The sequence below is a fragment of the Limosilactobacillus vaginalis DSM 5837 = ATCC 49540 genome (assembly GCF_000159435.1).
Lineage (GTDB): Bacteria > Bacillota > Bacilli > Lactobacillales > Lactobacillaceae > Limosilactobacillus > Limosilactobacillus vaginalis.
The window spans coordinates 271,117-287,889 of the sequence record NZ_GG693413.1 but is presented as its reverse complement, the minus strand read 5'-3'; the positions used below and the strand labels follow the sequence as shown (position 1 = coordinate 287,889).

17 protein-coding genes and 2 pseudogenes are annotated in these 16,773 nt (G+C 37.5%); 7 read left to right on the top strand and 12 right to left on the bottom strand.

The annotated features are described in order from the left end of the window. The coding region (locus HMPREF0549_RS09865) for a type II toxin-antitoxin system RelE/ParE family toxin (protein WP_003717087.1) at positions 1 to 300 on the bottom strand (300 nt) is incomplete at its 3' end. Then, entirely contained in the window at positions 290 to 556 is a 267-nt protein-coding gene (locus tag HMPREF0549_RS09970) for a hypothetical protein (RefSeq protein WP_003717086.1), read from the bottom strand. The genes HMPREF0549_RS09865 and HMPREF0549_RS09970, both read right to left, overlap by 11 nt. 618 nt (positions 557 to 1,174) lie before the next feature. Between HMPREF0549_RS09970 and HMPREF0549_RS04550 the strand changes: the two genes are divergently transcribed. After that, complete coding sequence (locus HMPREF0549_RS04550) at positions 1,175 to 1,495, top strand: carboxymuconolactone decarboxylase family protein (RefSeq protein WP_003717084.1); 321 nt, start codon at positions 1,175 to 1,177, stop codon at positions 1,493 to 1,495. An 84-nt stretch (positions 1,496 to 1,579) separates the two neighbouring features. On the opposite strand, the gene HMPREF0549_RS09735 is transcribed toward HMPREF0549_RS04550, so the two are convergent. The 4 genes and pseudogenes from HMPREF0549_RS09735 to brnQ all read right to left on the bottom strand — a co-directional run bounded on the left by HMPREF0549_RS09735 (position 1,580) and on the right by brnQ (position 5,061). Continuing rightward, the gene (locus tag HMPREF0549_RS09735) at positions 1,580 to 1,738 is read right to left on the bottom strand and encodes a hypothetical protein (protein ID WP_003717083.1); all 159 of its coding nucleotides are present in this window, start codon (positions 1,736 to 1,738) and stop codon (positions 1,580 to 1,582) included. Between the two features lie 30 nt (positions 1,739 to 1,768). Further along, positions 1,769 to 2,904, bottom strand: a pseudogene (locus tag HMPREF0549_RS04545) (DHA2 family efflux MFS transporter permease subunit). Between the two features lie 130 nt (positions 2,905 to 3,034). After that, on the bottom strand, positions 3,035 to 3,490 hold the full coding sequence (locus HMPREF0549_RS04540) for a MarR family winged helix-turn-helix transcriptional regulator (RefSeq protein WP_003717080.1): 456 nt from the start codon (positions 3,488 to 3,490) through the stop codon (positions 3,035 to 3,037). Positions 3,491 to 3,693: 203 nt separating this feature from the next. Beyond that, positions 3,694 to 5,061, bottom strand: a complete 1,368-nt coding sequence (brnQ, locus tag HMPREF0549_RS04535; RefSeq protein ID WP_040531189.1) for a branched-chain amino acid transport system II carrier protein — start codon at positions 5,059 to 5,061, stop codon at positions 3,694 to 3,696. Between the two features lie 539 nt (positions 5,062 to 5,600). Between brnQ and HMPREF0549_RS04530 the strand changes: the two genes are divergently transcribed. Continuing rightward, the gene (locus HMPREF0549_RS04530; protein ID WP_003717078.1) at positions 5,601 to 6,785 is read left to right on the top strand and encodes a diaminopropionate ammonia-lyase; all 1,185 of its coding nucleotides are present in this window, start codon (positions 5,601 to 5,603) and stop codon (positions 6,783 to 6,785) included. 119 nt (positions 6,786 to 6,904) lie between these two features. Here HMPREF0549_RS04530 and HMPREF0549_RS04525 read toward each other — a convergent pair whose 3' ends face one another. Then, the gene (locus HMPREF0549_RS04525; protein WP_040531186.1) at positions 6,905 to 8,005 is read right to left on the bottom strand and encodes a low temperature requirement protein A; all 1,101 of its coding nucleotides are present in this window, start codon (positions 8,003 to 8,005) and stop codon (positions 6,905 to 6,907) included. Positions 8,006 to 8,242: 237 nt separating this feature from the next. On the opposite strand from HMPREF0549_RS04525, the gene hpt reads away from it, so the two are divergent. Continuing rightward, the gene (hpt, locus tag HMPREF0549_RS04520; RefSeq protein ID WP_003717076.1) at positions 8,243 to 8,782 is read left to right on the top strand and encodes a hypoxanthine phosphoribosyltransferase; all 540 of its coding nucleotides are present in this window, start codon (positions 8,243 to 8,245) and stop codon (positions 8,780 to 8,782) included. A gap of 133 nt (positions 8,783 to 8,915) precedes the next feature. On the opposite strand, the gene thrB is transcribed toward hpt, so the two are convergent. Then, complete coding sequence (gene thrB, locus HMPREF0549_RS04515; protein WP_003717075.1) at positions 8,916 to 9,779, bottom strand: homoserine kinase; 864 nt, start codon at positions 9,777 to 9,779, stop codon at positions 8,916 to 8,918. Between the two features lie 14 nt (positions 9,780 to 9,793). Then, positions 9,794 to 11,068, bottom strand: coding sequence for a homoserine dehydrogenase (locus HMPREF0549_RS04510; protein WP_003717074.1), 1,275 nt, complete (start codon positions 11,066 to 11,068; stop codon positions 9,794 to 9,796). A gap of 113 nt (positions 11,069 to 11,181) precedes the next feature. Here HMPREF0549_RS04510 and thrC point away from each other — a divergent pair, with 113 nt between their 5' ends. Next, the gene (gene thrC, locus HMPREF0549_RS04505; protein ID WP_003717073.1) at positions 11,182 to 12,678 is read left to right on the top strand and encodes a threonine synthase; all 1,497 of its coding nucleotides are present in this window, start codon (positions 11,182 to 11,184) and stop codon (positions 12,676 to 12,678) included. Between the two features lie 81 nt (positions 12,679 to 12,759). Here thrC and HMPREF0549_RS04500 read toward each other — a convergent pair. Together HMPREF0549_RS04500 and HMPREF0549_RS09495 are read right to left on the bottom strand one after the other, a co-directional pair. Next, positions 12,760 to 13,723 (bottom strand): annotated as a pseudogene (locus HMPREF0549_RS04500) (alpha/beta hydrolase). After that, complete coding sequence (locus HMPREF0549_RS09495; RefSeq protein WP_003717071.1) at positions 13,723 to 13,875, bottom strand: hypothetical protein; 153 nt, start codon at positions 13,873 to 13,875, stop codon at positions 13,723 to 13,725. Before HMPREF0549_RS09495 ends, HMPREF0549_RS04500 begins: the two are co-directional and overlap by 1 nt. Before the next feature lie 81 nt (positions 13,876 to 13,956). Between HMPREF0549_RS09495 and HMPREF0549_RS10205 the strand changes: the two genes are divergently transcribed. From HMPREF0549_RS10205 to HMPREF0549_RS04490, 3 genes are all read left to right on the top strand, one after another. Continuing rightward, positions 13,957 to 14,118, top strand: coding sequence for a LysR family transcriptional regulator (locus HMPREF0549_RS10205; protein ID WP_202813198.1), 162 nt, complete (start codon positions 13,957 to 13,959; stop codon positions 14,116 to 14,118). Further along, positions 14,119 to 14,655 (top strand): LysR family transcriptional regulator, encoded by a 537-nt coding sequence (locus HMPREF0549_RS10105; protein ID WP_309299738.1) that lies wholly within the window; start codon positions 14,119 to 14,121, stop codon positions 14,653 to 14,655. It abuts the gene before it with no gap. Positions 14,656 to 14,821: 166 nt separating this feature from the next. Then, positions 14,822 to 16,042, top strand: coding sequence for an IS110 family RNA-guided transposase (locus HMPREF0549_RS04490; protein ID WP_003717068.1), 1,221 nt, complete (start codon positions 14,822 to 14,824; stop codon positions 16,040 to 16,042). A gap of 129 nt (positions 16,043 to 16,171) precedes the next feature. Here HMPREF0549_RS04490 and HMPREF0549_RS04485 read toward each other — a convergent pair whose 3' ends face one another. After that, a complete protein-coding gene (locus tag HMPREF0549_RS04485; RefSeq protein ID WP_040531182.1) occupies positions 16,172 to 16,666 on the bottom strand; it encodes a prolyl-tRNA synthetase associated domain-containing protein in 495 nt (164 codons plus the stop codon). Positions 16,667 to 16,773 lie beyond the last annotated feature (107 nt).

Sequence of the window (16,773 nt, the reverse complement as noted above, 5' to 3'; positions counted from 1 at the left end):
AACTTTCATTTCTGCAGTATTAAAGATTGCGCCAATAATAATTTGATTATTAGCCTGGTCTAATCGGTAAAAGATACCGTAACTATGACCAATTAAGATACGGTAAGTCTGTTTCTCAAAGCCATACAGCTCAGTAACATCGGTTCCTATTCCAGGATAAGCACCAATTAATTTGATTTTCTTATCAATATGTGACGTAAATTGATGAATTTTGACGGTGGATAATTTTAGCTCGTTCTGCCAATATAAAATCGTATGTTCTAGGGAATCAGCAAAGCTTGGCGTATATTTAATCTTCATCTTGTCCCCAGCCATACTTTCCAAAACGTTTTTCCATATCTTCTTCGGTAAGTAGCTGATCATATTTGAAAGACTGTTCAATCATTTTACGATCATGTTCAATATCAGCATCACTCACAATTGGAGAATACTGAATTGTTCCGTTATCTAATAGTTTTGGTTCAAATAATGCATTTTCACAGACCTTAAATTGCGCTGGAATAGTCAGGGTCATTGAAGTTCCCTGCTTTCGCGCCTTAACTGTTTTATATTTCATCACGGTCACCTCGAATATAATTATATCATAATTATATAATGTTAATTCCTTTTTGCGTAAACTTTTGTAGGAGACGATGAAAAATAGTTTGAAAATTTGCTTCTTTATTATCGTTGCCCATTGAAGTATTAAATTGAATTCCCTTAAATTCGATTTTTAAATCGACCTCACTAAATAATTTAAGAGTAACCAGTTTCTCTCGTAATTGCGTAGTTAGCGAATCAAGAAAATCATCGTCTAACATTTAATTAACTACTTTTTTCTAGTCCATTGGCAACATCAGTCATTAGTGTTGTCTTCCCTGCTCCACATTGTCCATAAATCAAGGATATTTGGAATGGAGAATTACCGCTGTTTAATTCAGTAATTACCCGCTGCGAAAGAGAGTCCCGATCAAGAAAAACACTTGGAACAGTTCCAAAGCTCGTAGTAAATGGATTATTTATTACTATGACTCCTCATTTTATAACTCTTTATAACTTCATTCAATTTACCCCCCCTTTGTTATTTAAAATTCAGTTTTTGCATAGATAATTACTTAATATGAGTATTTCTTATTTTATTTGATCTAGTTTATATTAAAGATAACTAAAAAGAACTTTGAAACGAGTCTTTATCATGGCTAAGAAACAAACTGCTGGACGCGATCAATTAGGTGATTTTGCACCAAAATTTGCTGAATTAAACGATGATGTATTATTCGGACAAGTTTGGTCCCGAGAAAAGGAATTAAGTCCTCGTGATCGGAGTTTCTTGACTGTTACGGCATTAATTACTAAGGGAGCCTTTGAGCAACTTCCTTACCATATGGAAACTGCTAAAAAGAATGGAATTACTAAAGATGAAATTGCAGAAATAATTACCCAACTTGCCTTTTACGTTGGTTGGCCGAATGCTTGGTCTGCATTTAACGTTGCTAAGAAAGTTTGGGATGATTAATGTTTAGAGACTGAGAATTAACTCAACAGAAAACACCGAAAATCAGCTTGCCAGCCGATTTTCGGTGTTTTTCTCACTATGAAGTTACTGCTGTTTTGATTTCAACCAAAATGATAAAACAAAACCAATTAAAGCAAAAATAAAGGAAGCTAAAAATGCGTATCGATAGCCATAGTTAAGCTGCTCAGCCAGCAGCATTTTGTTACCTGCTACATGCTTACTACCAAAGGCGATAATCATCATTAATACTGCTGTTCCAAGTGAACCGGCAATCTAGCGAACAGTCGATGCTGCAGCATTTCCATGAACGTATAAGTTAATTGGTAACGCATTAAGTCCTTCTGTGAACGTTGGCATCATTACAGTAGCAATTCCAATAATTCGGAAAGCATATGCCCCTGCAACAAGTAGCAAATTAGTCTCTGGAGTAAAAAACATCATTGGCATAGTCCCCAAAATAATAATAGCGTAGCCAATTAATGAGAGTTTCTTAATACCGAATTTATCATATAGTCTTCCAGCAATCGGACTCGTTATCCCTTCCAAAATTGCTCCAGGTAAGAGCATCAGTCCAGCCTGAAATACGGAAAGGCCATGAACTCGCTGTAAATATAGTGGTAAGACTAACTCAACACTAAGTAATGCGATATTACTAATTGCACTTAAAATAGTTGTTAAATTAAAAGTATAATTTTTAAAAACCCTTAAATTCACTAATGGCTTTTCTAACTTTAATTGTCGCCAGCAGAAAAATATTAATACGACAAACCCCATTATTGTGATAAAGCCATTTGTAAAATTAATTGTTCCCATATTACTGATATCAGAGAAGCCATATAATAGCGCCCCAAAGCCAAGACAAGATTCTACTACAGATAGCCAGTCAACTCTTTGTGTTCGGTCAATCTTATGAACATTTTTAGCATTAAAAAGACTGATAGCTAGTAAGATAATGATTAGGGGAACTAAAATTCCAAATAACCATTTTAAACCTAGGTTATCAATGATCCATCCACCAACCGTTGGACCTAGCGCTGGGCCAAATGCAATCACCAAACCAATTATTCCCATAATAAAGCCTCGTTTTTCTTGAGGATAGAGTACGAGAACTACATTTTGAATTAAAGGAATCATTGCCCCGGCAGCGATCGCTTGAATTAATCGGCCAAATAATAATAGCCAGAAATTACTTGCTAAGAAGCCACAAATTGAACCCAGTAAAAAATCAGTAACAAGCTAATGAAAGTATGTTTAGTATTAAAACGGTGAAAAAACCATGCAGATAAAGGAATCATTAATCCTGTCACAAGTTGGTAGCCCGTGCTGACCCATTGCGCGATTGACTGGCTAACACTGTATTGATTAATAATTGTTGGTAAAGCATTGTTGAAAAATGTTTCGGTAAGCATCATTATAAATGCTCCAAAGATTAATACTGCTATCATTTTTACTTTTTGCTTATTAGGTGTATCAATTGTAATCATAAATTTCCCTCCTTAGAAACGTAGCTAGCTACACTTTTAACTAAAATAAGGCAGGTTATTGCAAATTATTAATCATCTGATGCAAAACCTGCTGAAAAATTTCGTAATCTGACTCTCTAATATTATCTCGTAATCTTGATTCCATCTTCTTAGCTGGATCCTGAATTATCTTCAGATTTTCTTTCATAAATTTTTGCCCTTGAGTCGACAACATTAAAAGAATTTGACGTCTGTCCTGATCGCTTGTAGTTGTTTCAACTACATTCAATGCAACCAATCGCCGAATTATTTCTCGCACGGTAGGGTGACTAATTTTGAACTTTAATTCAATTTCTTTTTGGGTTACCGTCTTTTGATGATCATATAAAAAGGCTAAAATTGAAATTTGGGTCCCCGTTAAGTTAATTCCATTGGCAACTAATTGAGCATTCATCTTTTTTTCAATCAAAATACTCAGAGTTTTGATTTGAGGTCCAATATAATCTTGTGTAGGTAGTCTTTTTGACTTCATTTTTGAGCATCCCCTCTCTCAATATGTGTAGCTTGCTACAGATTATTAAATAATACAAGAAAAAGCACAGGATAATGATAATTTATCATTATTCCGTGCTTTGTTTTCAAGTTCAATTTACCAAACTGAAGCCCATTTGTGGACTGCGTCGTTTGTATTTTATTTAGGTAATATAACTTATGTCAGTGACCTAAAATTAACAATTAATCATTTGCTAACGCTGTTTTCTTCCTTTCTTTTAATACATAACTAGCAAGTCCTAAAATTAATCCCACAATTCCAAAACTCAGCCAGCCAAACCCTAAGCTGAAAAATGGGAAGAACCGTTGAGCAAATTCAAGTAGCGTTTGCAATAATTGACTTTCATGCAAATTAGCAGGTAACGCATTTAACATATCAAAGAATGCCGGAATCAGAGTTAATCCAGTTGTAATTCGGTAAACTAACGGATCCTTTTTAAATAGTGGCGAAAGCAAGCCTAAAATAATTAAAGTAATTGCTAACGGATAAAGGAACATTAGGATTGGCGTTGACCATGCAATGATTTGATTAAGACCTAGATTAGCGAATAAGAATGACAGCCCGCAGTTAAATCGCAAAAATGTTCGATAAGAAATTTTGGGGAATCGACGATGGAAGTCTTGCGAAAAGGCAATTACGAGCCCCATTGCAGAAGTCATGCAAGTAACAGTAGCTAATGTTGCTAAGATCGCATCTCCAGCTGTTCCTAAGTAATAATGAGAAATTTGGGCAAGCGTAATCCCACCATTTAATGCAGGTTTAAATTGGTGTAAGCTAGTCGCTCCTAACCAAATTAAAGCTAAGTAGATAATTGCAACTCCACTGATTCCCCAAAAACCACTTTTAGCCGTTGCAAGCGATATTTGTCGCAATTTTTTAATTCCTAATTCTTTAATTGCAGTAATAATTGTAATTCCAAAAGCTAATGCGGCTAAACCATCCATAGTATTATATCCTTGTAAAAAGCCATTAGAAAAAGCATGATTTGTATATGCCGCGGTTATATTAGCAGTACTACCAGCGCCTAACGGATTACTGAATGCTAGTAAGAAAATCAGAAATAGTAATCCTAGAAATAAGGGATTTAAGATTTTACCGATTAAAGTAGCAATTTTACCCTCATGATTGGAAAAAAGATAAACCAAACTAAAGAAAATTGATGAGTAGATTAATAGTCCCCAAGAATTAGCTGCCTTAGATAAATAAGGAGCAATCCCAATTTCATAAGGAACGGTTGCCGTCCGGGGCGTTGCAAATAATGGTCCCAAAGTTGCATGAACGAGGATTAAAAAGATTAGTGCATAAGTCCGACCGTTCGGCAGTGCAAGGTCATAAATGCCGTTTGACTTGGTAATGCTAATTGCTAGCAAGGCCATCAAGGGAATCAATACTCCAGAAATAAGAAAGCCACTACTCGCTATTAACCAGTGACTACCAGCTAGCTGACCCAAGTGAACTGGGAAAATTAGATTTCCTGCTCCAAATAACATTCCAAAAATCAATGATGCAATAATTATCGACTGTCTAATACTCGCTTTAGTTGTTTTCATTTTAAACATCCCTCTCAGTAATAATTAATTAAACTGGTATAAAAAAACGTCCTCATAAGCTAACTGCTTACAAGGACGCTATCACGCGTGTTACCACCTTATCTTCAGAGTAATATCACTACTACTCCCTTACCCCGTACATAGCAAAAAAACTAGATACGTTGACGCTATAACGGGCGCACCCGGCTAAGGCTACGATTGCTCTCACCTGAGCCACTCCTAGGCTACTTTCACTATCCTTTACTATTCCCACTCTCACTAATTTGGGTTCGCTGACTAGTTAAAGAAAAGCTAATTTCCTATTCTCAGTGGTTATTCATACCGTTTATTTGCTAAATACTTTACATGATTGATTATAAAATGTCAAGATTTTTCTAATGTTTTTTTAATATTTCGTTGAGCGCTCATTAAGTCAAATATGATATTAAACTATTGTACTCGCTAAAAATAAGGTTAGTAGTGCCATTACTTTCTAAGTAAGCGTATTTGACATAGATCATCAGACTTTGTTAGCTTGAATATTAAGAAGGAAACTAATTATGACAGAAATCAAACTTATTAAATCACCATTTAAAATTAGCAATCATCCTTTTAACGATGCTGAAATCGTGAAACAAGTTGCAAATTTTTATCAATCAGTACCATTTTATCAGCCAACACCATTAATTAATTTGAAGCAGTATGCTAAAAAGAATAATATCGGTAGCCTTTATGTAAAAGATGAATCTCAACGATTTAGCAAAGCCCTAAAAGCCTTTAAAGCTACCGGTGGTTTATACGCAATGGCATATTGTATTGCTAAGCAAACCGGATTAGCAACAAAGTATTTGAAATATTCTCAATTAATGACACCGTTGATAAGAAAAGTCGCTGACCAAATCACTTTTTATACTGCTACTGATGGTAATCATGGGCGCGGTGTGGCTTGGGCGGCCGAAAAATTAGGCATTCACGCAATAGTTAAGATGCCTGCAGGTTCAACTAAGATACGTGCAGAACATATTGCTGCGTTTAATAATGTGAATGTAGAAATAACAGATAAAAACTACGACGATACTGTTCAGCTTGCTAAACAGCTTGCTGACAAAGATCCAAACGGGATTTTAATTCAAGATATGGCTTGGGAAGGCTATACAGAAATTCCACAAGCGATTTCTGCAGGATATTCTATTATCGTCATCGAAATTCTTAGACAAATAGACACCGACAATTATCCTACACATATCTTCTTACAAGCAGGAGTCGGTCAATTATCATCTGGAATTATCGATGCCTTATATAGTTTATTGCCAAAAGATAAACGCCCAGTAATTACAATTGTTGAACCAGCAACTGTTGCCTGTTACTATCTATCCGCACAGGTAGCGGATAATAACTTGCACACCGTTCCTGGATCACCTCGCACGATTATGGCTGGGCTAAATTGTCAGACACCAAGTTTAATTTCATTTCCAGTAATTCGTGATACTGCCAGCTTTTATGGAACACTGACAGATAACGTTGCACGAATTGGAATGCGCACCCTATCAACCCCCATTGGAACTGATTCAAAAATTATTTCCGGTGAATCTGGAGTTGCAGCCTTTGCCCACGTTAATGCCGTTCTCCAGGATCAACACCTCCGTAAAAAAATAGGATTAGACGCCAAAGCGCGAGTACTAGTCATTAATACCGAAGGCGATACAGACGAGCAGGTATATCAAGAAATAATTAAAAACAATTAGCTAAAAAGTAGTTATTTCAATTTCATATTTATGTCTTGAAATAAGTAGATCTTTTTTACCGAAAACGGGATAGAGAATTCGCCTTTATCAAATTCTCCATCCCGTTCTTCAGTCTTTAACTATTTCCTTACTCGGCTTATCTTTAATAACCATAGAAATTCACTAATGCCACAAAGGGCAAACCCAATCATTAAGCCACAGTTACTTTGCATCCCATAAAATGAAATTCCCGCGCTGATTAGGAAGATCAGCAACATTACGCAATAATCAGTTAACTGTAATTTAACATCACGATGGTTATAAACGCCATTTGCCACAAGACATAGATAGTATCCCAAAATGCTGATCGACAATAATAGCCATAAATTAAGCCGTGATACTCCCGATTCTGCAAGATAATCGAGTCCTGCCGTCATTGAGAGAAGGGAAATCACCATGAATACGTGAGAGTACATGAGGACGAACCCACGTGAACGCTGGTGGTGATTAATAAGTAGTTCGTCCTGAATAATATATGCACCAAACATTGTCACCAGTAGTACAAAAATTAATGCAGGAAATAGCTGAATTATCGAACCATTGAAATAGCGCGTAATATTAACTAACGATTCACCAAAAGTAATGATAATAATTAAGCCGAGTCGTTCTACTAAGTGCGGAAAGTTCACGTTCTTTGGAACAAATTGTTGATACACAGCTAATGGCATTAAAAAGCCAATCAAGCCACCTAATACACACAGGAAAATGCCATAGTGATAACCTATTAGTAAGCCGCTTAACACAGCAATCAATTCTAATATTAAGGTTACTGCAAAGGCCCGGACATCATGATCACGCATCGGGTGTTTTCCCGAACCACAGAGGTACTGCCAAATTAAACCAGCGACTATTAGTACCACTGCCGAATTAAAAGTTCTAAATGTGACCGACCATTCAGTGTTGATATTATTAGCAAGATAAGTCATTGCATACATACTGATTAGCAAACCAATTGTATCAATGATGCGACTTTTGCCGAAGCGATTAATATATAATGCCTGATAAAGCCAAATCTGCATTACCATAATAACAACAAAAACAAATTCAATATAATTAAATAGCGGAATACCACCTGCAACGGGATGATGAATCATTGCGGTGATTTTAGAAATTGCATAGACAAAAATCAGGTCATAAAATAGTTCCAACATTGAAACTCGTTTAGCGATGATTTTTTGCAAAACGCTCCCCTCCCTTTATACTTGGTAAGTTTCTATTTATCCATTATAAAAGATTTTAATTAACGATTTAAGCGATCAAGAGCTAATCATGAAATTTAAATGTTTTCCGGTTAGACTATCATAATTTTCTTTTAAAAAGTCTTTAAATTGCCACGACTTATGATAAAATGCTAACGTTAATAAATACTAACCAGTTATATTGTTCGTAAATATCGAACATTATAAGGGAGAATTAGAATGGATAACGACATTGAAAAAGTTTTGTATTCTCAAGCACAAATTGATCACAGAATCGACGAATTGGCAACTACCATTTCTGCTAAATACCACGATGAATTTCCAGTAGTTGTGCCAGTGATGACTGGAGCAATGATGTTTGCGGCTGAATTAATGAAGAGACTTGATTTTAAGCTGAATATCGATTATGTCGATGTTTCCAGCTATGAAGATAGTTCTAAATCGTCAGGTAAAGTACGTTTGTTACGTGACCTTTCCCATGACGTTAGTGGTAGACCAGTTTTAATGGTTGAAGACATTATCGATACCGGACATACTTTAGAGTTTTTGAACAAACTGTTCGCTAGTCGTGGCGCAAAGAGTGTTGAAATTTGTTCACTTCTGGATAAACCTGAACGTCGTGAAACACCTGTAAAAATTGATTACCTTGGTTTTACAGTTCCTAATGAATTTATCGTTGGCTATGGTCTTGATTATAATGGCCTTTACCGTAATCTTCCCTATGTCGGTGTGTTAAAACGATCAGTTTATGAAAAATAATAAAAGAGAATAACCCGTAACTATTAGCTCAGGGAGATCCCTTCGAAGTAAATTACTGGTTATTCTCTTTTATTATTTTCTGAATAGTTATCACTATCAAGCCCAAAAGGATAGCCTCTTTGAAAACTATAATTTACTGATCGTCGACGACCACACCATTACGATCTGGATGTAAAACTTCAATGCGATCAGATAATCCTTTTTTACGGAGTGCTTCAATAAATGCTGCCGTTTTGTCTGGGATAATCATTGTCATAACCGTGGGACCGGCTCCACTTAAGTATGTCGCTGCACCATAAACATGACCTACTTGCCGAATTGGCATTAACTCCGGTACTAATTGTGCCCGATACTGTTCATGGAAGTTATCATCCTCCATAAGTTCACTTACCAATGAGTAATCTTGTTTAAATAAAGCTGCTACTAATGTATTAGCAACTGCACTAGCATGGATGGCAGAATGGTAGTCTAACTGACGTGGTAAAACTGCCCGAGCTTTTTTGGTTGCTAAGCTATACGCTGGAATATAAGCAACAAAATCATATGGTGGTAAAGGAGCTTCCACAGCATCGAAATGCTGGTCAATGTTAGTCCCAATCACTAAGCCACCAAGGATTGCTGGAGCAACATTATCAGGATGGCCCTCTATTTGACTGGCAATTTCTACCTTAGCTGCCTTGGTTAATTTGAGATTTGCTAGTTGGTTTGCTAATTCAATCCCAGCAACAATTGCGCTGGAACTGCTTCCTAACCCATGAGTAAGCGGAATATCACTGCTGACTTCAAGATGTTGGGGCGAGAGTTGGGGCGCAACCTGGAGAGCCGTTTGAACGATCATATTATGCTCATCATGCGGTAAATCTCCTAACTGGTGATCGACTTGCCATTCTTTAGCAGATTCCTTAACCGCTACATTTAAGTATAGTGAAACCGCAAGTCCAATTGAATCAAAACCTGGGCCAAGATTGGCACTGGAAGCAGGAACCTTAATTTTCATTTACTCATCCCCCATTATTTTAAAACCTTATAAGCAGCATCAAGATTAATGGTTGGTTCACTAGCAATCTGTACCTTAAATTCATGTAACTGCGACCCGCTCATTGCATGAGTAATAATTACTATCCGAGCTATTCCATTTGCTTCTGTTTGGGTAATTTGGCTAAAACTGGCATTAATCTCTGTCATAATTTGCGTTAACTTAAGCATTTGACCAGTTATATCCGGCATCGTAATGGATAAAAAGTATGGATATGCAACTTGATCAGTAGTAGCTGGGATATAACGCTGCTGATAATTATTAAAGAAGTTACCGTTAGTTTTTAACACAAGATTCTTAGTAACTGAAGTGATATCACTTAAAACACTATTTGCTGTCGGCAATCCACCTGCACCACGCCCATAAAACAGGGTGTCTCCTACCGCTTGACCAGTGACCATTACTGCATTGTATTCATTATTGATGGTAGCTAACGGATGATCTACTGGGACCAAAACCGGAGCTACTTCGACAAAGACGCCATCATTAATTACCCGCGAAATCCCTACTAGCTTAATTACATAACCAAATTTCCCCGCTTGTTGAACATCGAAGGCGCTCAATCGGTCAATTCCAGTTACGTTAAAATCATTAATCGTTAATTGAATACCGAATGCAAACTGACTAAGGATTACCATTTTAAATGCAGCATCTTTTCCAGTAACGTCATTCGTTGGATCTGCCTCAGCAAAACCTAATTTTTGTGCTTCGCGTAATGCCTTTTCGTACGACCACCCTTGCTGACTCATCTGTGTCAAAATGTAGTTAGTGGTTCCGTTAACAATTCCCTTGACCTCCGTTATTTTGTCAGCAGAGAAACTATTATTAATTGTCCGTAAAATTGGAATTCCCCCAGCGACACTTGCTTCATACATTAGATCGCAATCATTATCATGGGCTAGTCGGCTTAATTCTGGTCCATATGTTGCAATCAAGTCCTTATTTGCCGTTACAACGTTTTTTCGGGAGCGTAATGCCATTTCAATATAGTCTTTTGCAGGGTGGATTCCACCAATCAGCTCTACCACAATTTGAATTTCTTGATCATTGATAATTTCCTGAATATCAGTCGTTAACTCGATTCCTCCCTGGACTTTCTGATGACGCTCGGGATGTTTTACTAATACTTTTTTAACATTAAGTTGCCGACCGGTGACATTAGCCACCTTATCTTCATTATTCTGAATCATTTGTAGTACGCCAGATCCAACTGTTCCAAGACCTAGCATTCCTATCTGAACGGTTTCCATAATGCCACCTCATTTTCTCATTATTTTTTCATTTTCCGATTGTAACATACCGTTAAGACAGGTACAATATCAAACAAAGAGTTACGATTTTAGTCATAATTGGAGGTAATGATATGCAATACCGTAGTACACGCGGCCCACTAGATAAAAACTTAAACGCACCCCAAGCCATTATTAAGGGGCTAGCAGATGACGGTGGTTTGCTAGTCCCCACCAAATTTCCTTCTTCATCTTTACCGATCGAAAACTTACCTAAGATGACTTATCAGCAAATTGTACACCTGATTCTAACCCTGTTTTTCAACGATTTTACCCCTGATCAGCTACAAAAAAGTATCGAGCAGGCTTATGGCGACCAATGGGATAGTCAACAAATTACCCCTATTTCTAATAGTCATTCAAATAATTACTACCTAGAACTTTTTCATGGACCGACTTTAGCCTTTAAAGATGTTGCACTGCAAATTCTTCCCTATCTAATGACCTCAGCAGTTACTATTGAACAAATCAGTAATAAAATTATTATTTTAACTGCTACTTCTGGTGATACTGGAACAGCAGCTATGCGGGGATTTAGTAATCAGTCTGGTACACAAGTAATTGTCTTTTATCCTCATGGGGGAGTTAGTCCCGTTCAATTGAAACAAATGTTAGGTCAACGAGGGAATAACCTTACTGCTATTGCGATTGAAGGTAATTTTGACGATGCCCAAACTGAAGTTAAACGAATTTTTAACGACACCACATTTAATCAGCAACTACAACAAAACAGCTATCAATTCTCCTCAGCTAATTCAATGAATATTGGGCGCTTAATTCCACAGATTGCCTATTACTTTAGTGCCTATGGTCAACTGGTAAATAAAGGTAAAATTCAGGTCGGTGATGTCCTCAATTTTGCGGTCCCTACTGGTAATTTTGGCGATATTCTAGCTGGCTATTACGCTAAAAAGTTAGGATTACCAATTAATAAATTGATTTGTGCCTCTGATGAAAATAATGTCCTGACCGACTTTTTCAAAACCGGGGAATACAACCGTCAGCGTCAGTTTTACTTAACCAATTCACCTGCAATGGACATCTTAGTATCCAGCAATCTAGAGCGATTATTATTTGATTTAGCTGGTAATAATGCTGAACTAATTAGTAAATATATGGATCAATTAGTACAAGAAGGTCATTATCAAGTCAACTCGGTTATTAAGGCGCAGTTAGATCGTCAGTTTGCTGCCGGATTTGCAACTCAGGATCAAGTCGTCCAAGAGATCCACCGGGTTTATAAAGCAGATGGTTACCTAATCGATCCGCATACGGCTGTTGCTTCATTCGTTACTAATCAATACCAAGCCAGCCATAATGATAAGACACCAACGGTCATTGTATCAACGGCTAGTCCGTATAAATTCCCCGAAACAGTTTACAAGGCTATTACAGGACAAGTTGTTTCGACACCAGGACTAGCAGCCATTCATGACTTGCAGAAAGTTGTCCAACAACCGCTAAGTAACAATGTTCAAGACTTATTCAATCAGTCAATCCGAGCTGAGCAAGTAATCCAGCCAACCAAAATGGAAGAAACAATTAGCAAGTTACTTACTTCAACGTATTAATAATTTTGATCATTTTAAATTAACCGAAGCACCCTAGAAATATTCGCAATTCTAGGATGCTTCGGTTTTTGCTAATTGTTACTATAAGTTCTTCTTAAAGAAACTATCAATCTTATCAAACGGAATGTAGCTATGATTGCCACCATCGTATAAATCAGTATGGGTTGCGCTAGGCACAATCACTAATTCCTTGTTGTCACCCTTTAATTTCTTAAAGGTATCTTCACCCATGTAACGTGAGTGGGCTTTTTCACCATGAACAATCAAAACTGCATTCTTAAGGTCTTCAGGATGAACTAAGATCTTAGTATTCATCCAAGCTGGCTGACTCTGCAAGACCCAACCTTCATTGGAGTTGACGGAACGCTTGTGATAGCCACGTTTAGTCTTGTAGTATGCACTGTATTGCTTAACAAAATCTGGTTGATCATCAGGAGCTGGGTAATCATAGCAACCACCGGCTTTAGCTAAATCCTTTTTACCATATTCTTTGGTCCGTTGCTCAGCAATTTGTTTTTTGCTTGCATAACGTTCTTCCGCGGTTCCCTGATCGAAGTAGCCCCATGAGCCGACACGTGGCATATCATACATTGTTACCGCAGTAGTCGCCTTAATCCGGGGATCAATGGCGGCAGCATTTAGAGAAATTCCTCCCCAACCACAAATCCCGATAATGCCAATCTTTTCTGGATCAACATTATCTAAGTTACTCAAATAGTCGACTGCTGCTTGATAGTCTTCAGTGTTGATATCTAGTGAGAAGACATCACGCACATCTCCACCACTTTCACCAGTAAAGGAAGGATCGAAGGCAATTGTCAAGTATCCCCGTTCCGCCATCGTTTGAGCGTACAAGCCACTAGACTGTTCCTTGACTGCCCCAAAAGGTCCTGCCACCGCTAATGCTGGCAACTTACCTTCGTAGTTCTTTGGTGTGTATTGGTCCGCTACCAAAGTGGTTAGTAAAAGTTACTTTTTTGTGATCAACTTGATCACTTTTAGGAAATACCTTATCCCATTCTTGAGTTAAATGTAATTCTTGCATTATTGTTTCTCCTCGTATACGTATAAAATATTTTCTCCTGCTGGAATATCGTGAATAATAATTGACCCAGCACCAATTACCGCATCAGTTCCAATATGAACATTCGGCAAAATAATTACGTTTCCACCAATTTTTATATAGTTAACTGTCATTATTATATTTTCTCTTTGCTATGATGTGAAATACTTATATAATATGGTTAAAAATAGCTTTTAGTTATGGGAGAGAATCATATGGAACTTCGGGTTTTACGTTACTTTCTCGCTGTCGCCCAACAACGAAATATCACCAAAGCTGCTCAAGAACTACTAGTATCTCAACCGACATTATCAAGGCAGCTTGCAGATTTAGAAAGTGAACTTGGTGTCAAGTTATTTATCCGCGGGCATCGGTAAATTACCTTAACAGACGAAGCCGAGTATCTCCAAGCCCGGGCAAAAGAAATTATTCAACTTGCGGACCAAACAGCCACTAATATTCAAAAAGAACAAGTTGTTACTGGGACACTCTCAATTGGTGCTGGCGAAAGTATTGGAATGCAGCGGATCATGGAAGTACTTAGCGAGATTATTCAGGACTATCCTGATGTTGAAATTCGGCTAGTTAGCGGTAATGCTGATGAAATGGAAACTGCATTAAAACACGGTACCATTGATTTTGCGGTCTTAATGGCTCATCGTAGTCTCGACAGTTACCATCATCTTCAATTACCGGAAACTGATCGGTGGGGATTAGCCATGCAAAAAGACAATCCCCTTGCTCAAAAAAACGCTATTAAACCTGCTGATCTTATTGGCCTCCCGCTTCTGGTATCCGAACAAGCTCTTGATGAACACCGCTTCCAAGATTGGTGGGGTAACGTAGGAAACAACCTAAGATTAGTTCAGAACGAAAATAATCGTTCTGGACTTTTTTGTTACCCTAAAAGCTAAGGTTGCACATAGCTTCTGGGACTGCGAGTCCGTATTAAAAAATAATCTCCGCTATCTTTGCTTTGATATTTTGCTTTCAGGTTGTGGAACTACGAGTTCGAGTATAGGAAATGAATTACAAAACGTTGATAACGGCTTAGCCTAGCTCAAGAAAGGAAGTCTTACAATGGCAGATATTATTGCCCTGGACGTTTCAATGGGGAAAAGTAATGTTGCTTGGTATCATCAAAAGAACTGTCGCGGTGAGTTCGTCTTTAGACACACTCAATCGGGTTTTAATCAGTTACTGTCAACGGTTCAAGCAGCTGATCACCCAATTATTTTCTTTGAAGCTACTGGAATATATTCAAGCCCGGTAGAACACTTTTGTATTAGTCATCAACTAAAATATTGCCGGTTAAATCCGTTAGAATTACATCTCAAATCAGAAAATCTTCGTCGGGTTAAGACCGATCGTCAAGATGCGCGGAAGATTGCTTTAACCGTTCAGGGTAATCTTTTTCGATTGACGGTACCCAAGTCACCACGCTTCGCTCGGCTCCACGAGTTAAGTCGTTTCTATAACCAATTAAACAATGACTGGGACCATCGCCTAGTTCAACTTCATATCGCTCTGGAACAGACTTTTCCGGAACTAAAGCAGCTGTTTAAAAATAAAACTTCTAAATTAGCCTTAAATATCGTTGAACTATTTCCACATCCAGATTTCGTAAAGCTACTCTCACGAACTAAGCTTAAGAACCGGCTAATTAAGTCCACCGACAAAAAGCTCTCTAACATGAAAGGGTTCAAGTATGCCGACCAACTATTAAAGTTAGCTCAGGATGCTTACCCGGCTGCTAGTCAGGATTCAGTTCAGGTGGACGAAGTTCGCTATTATTGCCGATTATTAATTGAATTAACCAAGCAGAAAGAAAAAATTGTTAAGCAAATGATCACGACAGCGCAAGAAGATGAGACTTTTCAGTATTACGTTTCATTTCTAGGTATAGGGCCGCAGACCGCGGCCCAATTAATGGCTGAACTAGGTGATATTAGTCGTTTTGATAATGCCAACCAGCTAAATGCTTATGTGGGAATTGATATTCAGCGGTATCAATCTGGTCAAGGCGGTCATCAAGATCATATCAATAAGCGCGGTAATCCCATTGCCCGCAAACTACTTTATTTTGCGATCGGAAATATGATTCGCCAACAACATGCCGCGCCAAATCATATTGTCGATTACTATTATCATTTAAAGCAAAAACGGCCTTATCCAAAACTGAATAAGGTCGCGATGGTTGCTTGTATGAATAAAACCCTGAAATGCCTTTTATCCATGATTAAGCACCATACTAAATACCGTTATCGGTATACGGACTCGAGGTCCCTTGTGAAGAACTAATTACTTCACTCTTTCAATATACCACGATTACCTGATTTTTAAATTGTCTTTTTAATCAGGTTAGTTTAGTGTACGCTTATTTTTGATAATTTATCCTTGACTAATCGTAGGAAAAGAAGGGAAGCAAAATTATAGGTCAATAATTTCCGGATCATACCCTTGTTCTTTAATAAACTTCATTAAATCAGTAGTCTTAATAAAGATGGTATGAGTATTAACATTCGGATGGAAAGTCAAAATTGGATCTTCCGCTAACATATCCTGATCAAAATATACTTTGATATTATGTTCCTCACTGTTCATCAAGCCAAATGGTGAAACCACCCCAGCATGGGATCCTAGTTGTTCTTGTAAATCATCTGGACGCGCCATTGATACCCGCTTGGCGCCTGTTAATTCTTGGAACTCCTTAAAATCCATTGGCTTCTGATCATCCATAATTACTAGGTAAAAATGCTTCTTCTTTCCCTTCAGAAACATCGTCTTTGTCCGAACACCCTCATGACCTTCAATATATTTGTCTGCCTGCTCAGTTGTTTCAGCAGCTGGGTGATCGACCATTCCATATTTAATTCCTAGTCGATCAAGTTCATTAATTACCTGTTCATACGTTCCTTCAGTCATAACTATCACCACCATTTTAATAATTATATTATATCATTTCATGGTCAAAGAATACCTTCTTAAATACAAAGGTTATTTTCAAATTAAAACAAAAAATATATTTTATA